Raw genomic sequence first — 7774 nt, forward strand, 5'->3', positions numbered from 1 at the left:
ATTAATTATAAGTCAACTTGCTAATTTAACTCTTTTTTCAAGAATTTTGCAGTGTAACTCTTTTTATCTTTAATAATATGTTCTGGAGTTCCTTTGGCTACAATATTTCCACCACCTTGACCACCTTCGTATCCAATGTCTATTATATGGTCACACATTTTAATAACATCTAAGTTGTGTTCGATAATTAAAACGGTATTACCTTTATCTACTAGTTTATTTAATACCTGCATTAAAACTCTAATATCTTCAAAATGTAAACCTGTTGTAGGTTCGTCAAGGATGTAAAATGTGTTTCCAGTATCTCTTTTGCTTAGTTCTGTCGCTAATTTGATACGTTGAGCCTCACCACCTGAAAGTGTTGTGCTTTGCTGACCTAAAGTGATATAGCCTAAACCTACATCAACAATGGTTTTTAGTTTTTTATGAATTTTAGGAATGTGCTCAAAGAAATCTACAGCTTCATTCATTGTCATATTAAGTACGTCACTAATTGACTTTCCTTTGTAACGAATTTCTAAGGTTTCTCTATTAAAACGTTTCCCTTGACATGTTTCACATTCTACATACACATCAGGTAAGAAATTCATTTCAATTACTCTTAACCCACCACCTTGACAAGTTTCACAACGACCACCTTTAACGTTAAAACTGAAACGTCCTGGTTTGTATCCACGAATCATGGCTTCAGGAATTTTTGAAAACAAGCTTCTAATTTCGCTAAACGTTCCTGTATATGTTGCTGGATTACTTCTAGGAGTCCGACCAATAGGAGTTTGGTTGATGTCAATAACTTTATCACAATGCTCTAGACCTTTAATGCTTTTATATGGCATCGGTATTTTTACACCATTAAAATAATGTGCATTCATTATTGGATATAAGGTTTCGTTGATAAGTGTTGATTTACCACTTCCAGAAACACCAGTAATTCCTATCATTTTTCCTAGTGGAAACTCTATAGTTACATTTTTTAAATTGTTACCTGTACAACCTTTTAAAGTGATTTTCTTTCCATTGCCTTTTCGTCTAGTTTTTGGTGTTGGAATTTCTTTATTTCCGTTGAGGTAATCTGCTGTTAAAGTATCATGAGATAATAATTCTTTTGGGTTACCAATACTAATAATTTCTCCACCATATTTTCCAGCTTCCGGACCAATATCAATAACATAGTCTGCACGTTCAATCATGTCTTTATCATGCTCTACAACAATGACTGAGTTGCCTATATCACGGAGTGAAACTAAGGAGTTAATGAGTTTTTCGTTGTCACGTTGGTGTAAACCAATACTTGGTTCGTCTAAAATATAGAGTACACCAACTAATTGAGAACCTATTTGTGTAGCAAGTCTGATACGTTGAGCTTCACCACCTGATAGCGATTTTGAACTTCTGTTAAGTGATAAGTAATCTAAACCAACATCTAATAAAAACTTCGATCTAGCTTTAATCTCTTTTATAATTTCTTCTGCAATTTTGAATTGTTTGTCGCTTAGATGATTTTCTAAGTCTTCAAACCAATTAGCAAAATCAACAATGTCTTTATTAGCTAATTCCGCAATACTTAATTCATTAACTTTGAAATAAAGAGATTCTTTTCTTAAACGGGATCCTTCACATGTCGGACAAGTTACTTTATCCATATAGGCTTTTGCCCAACGCTTAAGAGAAGTGGTTTCGGCATTTTTATATTGACTCTCAATAAAATTTGCAACACCTTCAAAGTCTATGTTATAATCTCGAGTAACTCCAAGCGATTTACTTTCCACTGAAAACTTATCATTTCCACCATACATAATCATTTGCTTGGCTTCACTAGGAATTTTTTTGAAAGGATCATTTAAGCTAAAATTAAAACGCTGCGCAATGGTTTCAAACTGCTTAAAAATCCAACTATTTTTTTGTGGTCCGTGTGGCGCTAATGCTCCTGCTTTTATAGACAAGCTATCATCAGGTACAATTTTATTTTCATTAACCTGATATAACGTTCCAATACCATTACAAGTCTGACATGCGCCTTTGGGAGAGTTGAATGAAAAATTATTTGGTTCAGGGTTTGGATATGAAATACCTGATGATGGACACATTAAATTTCGGCTAAAATAACGTGTCTCATTAGTATCATGATCAAGAACCATCAATACGTCATCTCCATGATACATGGCTGTATTTATGGTTTCTGTTAGACGTTTATCATTGTCAGAAGTATCATCAATCTTGAGTCGGTCGATAACAATTTCAATATCATGTGTTTTGTAGCGATCTAACTTCATACCTTTAACTAAATCGCGAACCTCACCATCAGTTCTTACTTTTACAAAGCCTTGTTTTGCAATTTGTTCAAAAAGTTCTCTATAATGTCCTTTTCTTGAGCGTATGATAGGAGAGAGGATGTTTATGCGCTTGCCTTTGTAACTTTCAGTAATAAGATTTTTGATTTGCTCATCGCTGTAACTAACCATTTTTTCTCCAGTATTATAACTGTAAGCATCACTAGCACGAGCAAAGAGAAGGCGAAGGAAGTCATAAATTTCAGTAATCGTACCTACTGTAGAACGAGGCGACTTACTTGTGGTTTTCTGTTCAATAGCAATCACTGGTGATAAACCATCTATTTTATCGACATCAGGACGTTCTAATCCACCTAAAAACTGTCGAGCATAAGCTGAAAAAGTTTCGATATAACGACGCTGACCTTCAGCATAAATAGTATCAAAAGCCAAAGACGATTTTCCACTTCCCGATAAACCAGTAATCACTACTAATTGTTCCCTAGGAATAGAAACATCAATGTTTTTTAAGTTATGTACTCTAGCACCTTTAACCTCGATGGTTTCGTCGAATTTGCTCATAAATGATCCTGAAAATGTGAGTTATGTTCACAAAGTTGCAAAGGTAAAGATTTTAGCATTAAAACAGAAGCGAGGATTGTTTAGAGTTTTGTTAAAGTATAGCTATTTAAGGTGATAGGAATATTGAAATTAAAGATTTAATTTTAGAAACTATTTTGCTTATGTAAATTTAATCTAATTGATAATCAATCATACAGAAATGAAAACAAATTTTAAAATTGTAATAGCCATAGTTTCATGCTTGATTTTTTTTAGTTATTACTCAAAGTCAGAAGATAAAACTATTGTAGAAATGACAACCAATTATGGTACAATGGTTATAGAACTTTATAATGAAACGCCTTTGCATCGTGATAATTTTATTACATTAATTAATGATAAAGCTTATGATAGTTTGTTGTTTCATCGTGTGATTGAAAATTTTATGATCCAAGGTGGTGATCCTGACAGCAAAAATGCTAAGGCTGGAGATATGTTAGGAGAAGGTGATCTAGAGTATTCTGTTGAAGCAGAGTTTAGACCAGATTTGTTTCATAAAAAAGGAGCTTTGTCTACGGCAAGAGAAGAGTCACTAGGAAGAGTATCGAGTGCGATGCAGTTTTTTATTGTTCAAGGAAAAATATATAATGATAGTCTTTTAGAAATATCTGACTCAAGAATTAATAAAATGCTGGCTAGACATCATGTGATTAATAAAGATTCAATGTTGTTTAATGGGTATATAAATGCCTATGAAAATGATAAAATGAAGTTGGCTAAAAAGTTAAGCGATAGTATTGAAAACTTAGCTGAATCATTTTCAGATTTTGAAAAATATACCATTCCACAATCACATCGAGAGGTCTACAAAACAATAGGCGGAACACCACATTTAGATCAGAATTATACAGTGTTTGGGCAGGTTATTGAAGGTTTGAATGTCATTGATTCTATTGCAAAAGTTAAAACAGATGGTATGAATCGACCAATTAAAAATGTTAGAATACTTTCGGTTCGTTTAAAAAATAATTAGTAGAGTTTTAAAAATCACAAAATCATATTAATTTATACTTTAGTTGAACATTAATAAAATTTATAAAATGAAATTATTAGGAATAGGGTCAAGAATAAATCATTCAGAATATGGCAAAGGTGTAATCACCAATGTAACTTCAAAGCATTATTGGGTTACTTTTATTGATAACGGGTTAGAAACCATTGAACTGGATTGTGAATTTGAAGTTATTGAAGCAGCAGAAGATGAGGTTGACACCGTTAGTTTTTTTGAAGTTGAAAGTAGTTTAGTTCAAATTTTAAAAAAATGGAGTGATGTTACAGAAGTAGTATCTATCGCTGATAAATGGAAAGGTGGAAAGATAATTCTTGAACCTGCAGATACGGACTTGCAAAGTAAGGAGATTCCAATTGATAGTTTTTTCCATAAGATTACTATGGTAAGAGACCGATTAAGAGTTATGGAACAAAAAATTAATTCTAGTAACAATCTAGACGAACAAGAGAAAATTGACCTCCAACAATATATTACACGAAGCTACGGAAGTTTAACTACTTTTAATGTTTTGTTTAAACTTAAGACTCAACAGTTTGTAGGACAGAGGAGTAAATAAATTTTTTTATAATCTATAAAATCACTGTTTTAATTATTACAGTGATTTTTATTTGCGTATTTGTAAAATGTAAAGTATATTTGTCATATAGTAAAAATATTTTTACTTAATATAAAATATATTTGTCAATTATGGAAAAAGAAAGTTTTGTAGAATGCGAACGAAAAGGTCTTGAAAGACTTATTAATTTTAGATTGCCATCTTATTTTTACAAAGTGGGTTTGGTAGTGGCAGGATTGTCTATTGCGATGATGTTTGTGAGAGCATTTGCTCTAGAAGGTGATCAAGAAGTGCTTAAAGAAGTGTTGCGAAGAGCACTTTTAGTAGGAATGTTGTTAATGTCTATTGCTAGAGATAAGGAGGAAGATGAAATGATTGTGAAATTAAGAATGCAGTCCTATACGTATGCTTTAGTTGCAGGTTCAATTTATGCATTAGTAATGCCATTCATAGAATATGGAGTCTCTAATGCTTTTAAACCTGAAGGTGAAGAATTTCATGATATAGGTGATTTTCAATTATTGCTATTCATGTTGATGGTACAGTTGTTATGTTTTCATACTTTAAAACGCATGCGATAATGGAAAACACAATCAAAGTTGAACGCGCAATTTTAAGCTTGACTCAAGATGATTTAGCAAAAAAAATAGGCGTTTCTCGTCAAACCATAAATTCTATTGAAGCTAATAGATATGTACCTTCAACAGTTTTAGCTCTAAAGCTTTCAGAGGTGTTTAGTAAGCCCGTTAATAATTTTTTTAAACTGAGTTCTGATGATTAAATTAATTATCATAGTTGTTCTATTTTGTTTAAAAATAATTACAGTAATTCTTTAAGTATCTTCATTCCTTTTGTCGCTGTTTCTGCAATCACAGTTAAGTTGTATTTACTCTCAATAGCTGGATTAGGATCTATAAAATAGGTTGGTGAGTGTTGAGGAACATAATGCATTAAACTTGCAGCAGGATAGACCTGCATTGAAGTCCCAATAATAATTAATGTATCTGCTGTAGCACAAATTTCAGCGGCTTTATCTATCATTGGAACTGCTTCACCAAACCATACAATATGTGGACGTATTTGAAAACCTTTTTTGCAAGTGTCTCCAAGAACAAGGTCTTTCTTCCAAGTTTGTATATCCATTTCATTTCCCGAGCTTCTCACTTTTAATAATTCGCCATGAAGATGAATCACATTATTACTTCCTGCACGTTCGTGTAAATCATCAACATTTTGAGTGATAATGGTGACATTATATTCGATTTCTAAAGCAACTAAATCTAAATGTGCAGAATTTGGTTCAACGTTTAATAATTGTCGTCTACGTTGATTATAAAATTCCAAAACTAATTCAGGATTTTTAGAAAAACCTTCAGGAGTTGCAACTTCCATAACATCATGACCTTCCCATAATCCGTTAGCATCTCTAAATGTTTTCAATCCGCTTTCAGCACTCATTCCTGCACCAGTTAATACGACAATGTGTTTTTTCATAGTTTAAAAATAGTAAATTCCTTATTTTTATGACATGACTGACCTTAAACTTCTTGAACATTTAGAAACTTACCTCACTGAAAATCGCAAAGAGCGTTTTGCTCAAGTGCTTTCCCAGCGCACGAAACATTTTACTGTGGCTACCGAAGATGTTTATCAATTACATAATACAAGTGCAGTAATCAGAAGTTGTGATGTCTTTGGAATTCAGGAAGTAAATATCATAGAAGAACAGAATAGCAAAAGTATCGATCGTGAAATTGCAATGGGAGCTCAAAAATGGGTAGATCTAAATAGATATCATTCGGTAAAAGAATCTATTTCAGATTTGAAAGGTAAAGGCTATCAAATTGTAGCGACGACTCCTCATGAAAAGGATGCAATGCTTCATAATTTTGATGTCTCAAAGAAGTCTTGTTTTTTCTTCGGAAGAGAAATGGATGGATTATCACAGGAGGTTATTGAGCAAGCAGATTGTTTTCTAAAAATACCAATGGTTGGTTTTACTGAAAGTTTAAATATTTCAGTTTCTGCTGCAATAGTTTTGCAACATGTAACTACTAAACTAAAGCAATCAAATATTAATTGGCAACTCTCAGAAGCTGAGCAAGCAGAAAAGCGATTAGATTGGTGTAAAAAAACAATCAAGAGTTATGATGAGATTATAGAGCGTTTTTATAGTTGATGAACGTATTAACTATTTAAAATCGACCTGATTTCTTATTACTTCTACTCAAAACTTTATATTCTTCATAGCATTCGCTAATAGCATCAAGTACCTGAAGATCATTTGCAGTATCAATGAAGTCTTTAGAATAATTACACTGATTAATAATTTCATCTAAGTCATATTTATCAACCTGTAATAAGACTAGAAGCATCTCTCTATCAAATCGAGAGGCAAGATTATTTCTAATTTCATCATCTTGCTTCATTTTCTTTAACTTGCGTAGTTCGTTTGGTTTCTTTCCAAACATATTATGTAAGAAATCTGCAGGATTAAAAATGGCGCCTAGGACTTTATTTACAGCATTAGGTCTTCGGCTTCCTGCTTCATAGCCTTTGTTAGACAAGCCAGAAATGCTATATCTATAATTAGATTTTATAGGAACTTGTTTGATATCAACAGCTAAGTAACCAGTTAATTTTAATTGGTTTACTACCACTTCTTCAAGCGCTAATGCCAATTCGGTCATACCTATTTCTGTATTCCCAAACTTAAGCCAGTCATTGGTCACTCTTACTTTAATAGATTTGTAACCTAAGTAAGAAAAATGAAGTGTGTCGTTTACATTGGCTTTAATTTCAAAGACACCTTTGTCATTAGATGATGTTCCAATTACTTGATTTAAATTTACAATATTTACGCGATCTAAGGGTAGGTCTGTAGAGACATCAATAACAGTTCCCATCACAGAAGTTGGGTCTTGTGCAAAACAAATTATTGTGGTAAAAAAGAAAAAAACTAGTAGTTGTAGGTGTTTCATGTATTATAATTACGACATAAAAGTACTAAACAAAAGTAAATTACTGGTTGAATACCTTATAATTTGACTTAATATTAACACCATGGTATTAAAAAACCTCACATTAATAATGTGAGGTTTATTAGTTTAGTCTCTTCGTCTAGAACGTCTTGGTCTATCAGAACCTGATGAACTTTCAGAGCGTCTAGATGGCCTTGAATCACCTTCAGAACGTCTTCTGTCACTTCTGTTACCAGAATTTTCATTGCTTCTTCTGTCACTTCTATTTCTTGAATCGCTTCGTCTTCCATCAGTGGAGCGTCTATCACCTCTGTTATCTGAGCCTGAATCACTT

9 protein-coding genes are annotated in these 7774 nt (G+C 32.6%); 5 read left to right on the top strand and 4 right to left on the bottom strand.

The window, feature by feature from the left end; translation table 11 throughout:
* Positions 1 to 20 precede the first annotated feature (20 nt).
* Positions 21 to 2852: an excinuclease ABC subunit UvrA gene (gene uvrA, locus AB8B90_RS05890; RefSeq protein WP_405334677.1), complete on the bottom strand. Its 2832-nt coding sequence runs from the start codon at positions 2850 to 2852 to the stop codon at positions 21 to 23.
* Positions 2853 to 3051: 199 nt separating this feature from the next.
* On the opposite strand from uvrA, the gene AB8B90_RS05895 reads away from it, so the two are divergent.
* The 4 genes from AB8B90_RS05895 (at position 3052) to AB8B90_RS05910 (ending at position 5240) form a co-directional block, all read left to right on the top strand.
* Positions 3052 to 3864, top strand: a complete 813-nt coding sequence (locus AB8B90_RS05895) for a peptidylprolyl isomerase (RefSeq protein WP_405334679.1) — start codon at positions 3052 to 3054, stop codon at positions 3862 to 3864.
* Positions 3865 to 3931: 67 nt separating this feature from the next.
* Positions 3932 to 4459, top strand: a complete 528-nt coding sequence (locus AB8B90_RS05900) for a hypothetical protein (protein WP_405334681.1) — start codon at positions 3932 to 3934, stop codon at positions 4457 to 4459.
* A gap of 131 nt (positions 4460 to 4590) precedes the next feature.
* Positions 4591 to 5040 carry a hypothetical protein gene (locus AB8B90_RS05905; protein ID WP_405334682.1) on the top strand — a complete coding sequence of 150 codons (450 nt, stop codon included), beginning with the start codon at positions 4591 to 4593 and terminating at the stop codon, positions 5038 to 5040.
* Entirely contained in the window at positions 5040 to 5240 is a 201-nt protein-coding gene (locus AB8B90_RS05910) for a helix-turn-helix transcriptional regulator (RefSeq protein ID WP_405334684.1), read from the top strand. The genes AB8B90_RS05905 and AB8B90_RS05910 overlap by 1 nt, the downstream gene beginning before the upstream one ends.
* Before the next feature lie 38 nt (positions 5241 to 5278).
* On the opposite strand, the gene AB8B90_RS05915 is transcribed toward AB8B90_RS05910, so the two are convergent.
* A complete protein-coding gene (locus tag AB8B90_RS05915) occupies positions 5279 to 5953 on the bottom strand; it encodes an SIR2 family NAD-dependent protein deacylase (protein ID WP_405334686.1) in 675 nt (224 codons plus the stop codon).
* A 34-nt stretch (positions 5954 to 5987) separates the two neighbouring features.
* On the opposite strand from AB8B90_RS05915, the gene AB8B90_RS05920 reads away from it, so the two are divergent.
* A complete protein-coding gene (locus tag AB8B90_RS05920; RefSeq protein WP_405334688.1) occupies positions 5988 to 6638 on the top strand; it encodes a TrmH family RNA methyltransferase in 651 nt (216 codons plus the stop codon).
* 16 nt (positions 6639 to 6654) lie between these two features.
* Here AB8B90_RS05920 and AB8B90_RS05925 read toward each other — a convergent pair whose 3' ends face one another.
* Entirely contained in the window at positions 6655 to 7440 is a 786-nt protein-coding gene (locus AB8B90_RS05925; protein WP_405334690.1) for a carboxypeptidase-like regulatory domain-containing protein, read from the bottom strand.
* A 126-nt stretch (positions 7441 to 7566) separates the two neighbouring features.
* Positions 7567 to 7774: hypothetical protein (locus tag AB8B90_RS05930; protein WP_405334692.1), on the bottom strand; the 208-nt coding region annotated here is incomplete at its 5' end.

The sequence above is a fragment of the Psychroserpens sp. genome (assembly GCF_045105015.1).
Taxonomy (GTDB): domain Bacteria; phylum Bacteroidota; class Bacteroidia; order Flavobacteriales; family Flavobacteriaceae; genus Psychroserpens.